1 pseudogene is annotated in these 458 nt (G+C 59.2%); it reads right to left on the minus strand.

Annotated elements, in window-relative coordinates:
- Window positions 1-435, minus strand: a pseudogene (locus Q0835_RS30145) (transposase); the annotation flags it as partial.
- Window positions 436-458: the final 23 nt, after the last annotated feature.

Below are 458 nucleotides of genomic sequence, written 5' to 3' on the forward strand. Positions count from 1 at the left end.
ATAGGTCAGCGTCTCTCCAATGCTCTCCACCGGCCCCCGGCAAGCATCGGAGATGATCAGCTTCACACCGCTCAACCCCCGGTGGCGCAGAATGTTGGACCAGCCGGACTTGTCTTCCTTGGCCCCCTCGCAGATCCCAAGGATCTCCCGGTACCCCTCGGAATTCACCGCGCTGGCCACAAGCAGGGAGATGTTCCTGACTTCTCCGGCCCAAGTCCGCTTCATCACGATCCCGTCGAGATAAAGATAAGGATGCTCCCCCTCGATCGGTCGGTTCCGCCACTCCTCGATCTTCGCGTAGATCTTCTTGTTCAGATTGGAAGCCGTACCGGGACTGACACGCGTGCCCCATAAGGCCTCGGTGATGTCTTCTACCCGGCGCACTGAAACGCCCGCCAGATACATCTCCATCAAGGCTTCCTCGACGCTGTATTCAAGGCCTCTTCAACGGTGCCACG

The organism is uncultured Roseibium sp., from assembly GCF_947499295.1.
GTDB lineage: Bacteria > Pseudomonadota > Alphaproteobacteria > Rhizobiales > Stappiaceae > Roseibium.